Annotated in this window: 1 protein-coding gene and 1 pseudogene; both read right to left on the bottom strand. The window is 69.3% G+C overall.

The features are described 5' to 3' along the window. Positions 1 to 49: 49 nt before the first annotated feature. Complete coding sequence (pgi, locus tag QMK28_RS33830) at positions 50 to 1,699, bottom strand: glucose-6-phosphate isomerase (RefSeq protein ID WP_326443524.1); 1,650 nt, start codon at positions 1,697 to 1,699, stop codon at positions 50 to 52. Between the two features lie 130 nt (positions 1,700 to 1,829). Further along, a pseudogene (locus QMK28_RS33825) lies at positions 1,830 to 1,937 on the bottom strand (aldo/keto reductase); the annotation flags it as partial. Positions 1,938 to 2,033 lie beyond the last annotated feature (96 nt).

Below are 2,033 nucleotides of genomic sequence, written 5' to 3'. Positions count from 1 at the left end.
CTCCATGAGGAGCGGGGGCCGCGGCTGTGTGCGGTGCCGGTGTGAGCGCTCAGCGACCGCGCAGCGTGCGGTAGCGGTCGACCAGGGCCGTGGTGGAGCTGTCCAGGCCGGGGATCTCGTCGCCGTCGGTGAGCGCCGGCTCCAGCCGCTTGGCCAGCACCTTGCCCAGCTCGACGCCCCACTGGTCGAAGGAGTCGATGTTCCACACCGCGCCCTGGACGAACACCTTGTGCTCGTAGAGCGCGATGAGCTGGCCGAGCACGGACGGTGTCAGCTCGTTGGCCAGGATGGTGGTCGTGGGGTGGTTGCCGCGGAACGTCTTGTGCGGCACCAGCTCGGCGGGCGTGCCCTCGGCGGCGACCTCCGCCGGCGTCTTGCCGAAGGCCAGGGCCTGCGTCTGGGCGAAGAAGTTCGCCATCAGCAGGTCGTGCTGCTCGGTCAGCGGGCCCAGTTCGGCGATGGGCTCGACGAAGCCGATGAAGTCGGCGGGGATGACCTTCGTGCCCTGGTGCAGCAGTTGGTAGTAGGCGTGCTGGCCGTTGGTGCCGGGGGTTCCCCAGACGACCGGGCCGGTCTGCCAGCTCACCGGGTTGCCGTCGCGGTCCACCGACTTGCCGTTGGACTCCATGTCCAACTGCTGGAGGTAGGCGGTGAACTTGGACAGGTAGTGGCTGTACGGCAGGACCGCGTGCGCCTGGGCGTCGTGGAAGCCGCCGTACCAGACCCCGAGCAGGCCGAGCAGCAGCGGGACGTTCTCCTCCGCCGGGGCGCACCGGAAGTGCTCGTCGACCAGGTGGAAGCCGGCCAGCATCTCGCGGAAGTGGTACGGCCCGATGGCGAGCATCAGGGACAGGCCGATCGCCGAGTCGAAGGAGTACCGGCCGCCGACCCAGTCCCAGAACTCGAACATGTTGGCCGGGTCGATGCCGAACGCGGTGACCTTCTCCGCGTTGGTGGAGAGCGCCACGAAGTGCTTGGCCACGGCCTCCTCGCCGGCCCGCAGTTCGGTCTGCAGCCAGGCGCGGGCGGAGGTCGCGTTGGTGATGGTCTCGATGGTCGTGAAGGTCTTCGAGGCGATGACGAACAGCGTCTCGGCCGCGTCGAGGTCGCGCAGCGCCTCGTGCAGGTCCGCGCCGTCGACGTTCGACACGAAGTGGAACCGCAGCTCGCGGTCGGTGTAGGGGCGCAGCGCCTCGTACGCCATGGCAGGCCCGAGGTCGGAGCCGCCGATGCCGATGTTGACGATGTTCTTGATGCGCTTGCCGGTGTGGCCCTTCCAGCCGCCCGAGCGGACCCGGTCCGCGAAGACCTGCATTTTCGTCAGCACCGCGTGCACGGCCGGGACGACGTTCTCGCCGTCCACCTCGACAACGGACGACTCCGGGGAGCGCAGCGCGGTGTGCAGTACCGCGCGGTCCTCGGTGATGTTGATCTTCTCGCCGCGGAACATGGCGTCCCGCAGCCGCTCGACTCCGGTGGCCGCGGCGAGTTCCCGCAGCAGGCGGAGCGTCTCATCGGTGACGAGGTGCTTGGAATAGTCCACGTGAAGGTCGCCGACGCTGAGGGTGAGGCGGCTGCCCCGCTCGGGATCGGCGGCGAACAGTTCCCGCAGATGGGTCTCGGCCAGCTCTTCGCGGTGCTTGCCCAGGGCGCTCCACTCCGGGGTGCGGTCGAGTCGGGCGCGGCTGTTCGTGTTCATGTCGGACATCGGTCCACTTCTCCTCGTACCTGCTTGCTGCCCCTCCAACCTAGACGAGACGTACCGAGGTTGCGCCGGGGGAGGCGGGCCGGGGGACGACGACGCTGTCCGGCGGCGCCGGCCTGACGGATCAGCCGGTGGAGTTGAACCGGTCCGGGTCGGCGCCGGTCCGCTCGTCCCTGTTCAGGGCCGAGATCTCACCGATGTCGCTCTCGCTGAGCTCGAAGTCGAAGAGGGCGAGTCCGATCGGACCGCCCTCGGCTCGGACCGCCCCTCGGGTCGACCCGCACAAGGCCGCTCTCCGTTCCGCTGCCCGCCCGGCTCACGTCAACGC

The organism is Streptomyces sp. H27-D2 (assembly GCF_035828615.1).
Classification (GTDB): domain Bacteria; phylum Actinomycetota; class Actinomycetes; order Streptomycetales; family Streptomycetaceae; genus Streptomyces.
Note: the sequence above shows the minus strand (reverse complement) of the source record. Positions and strands in the feature narration are given on the sequence as shown.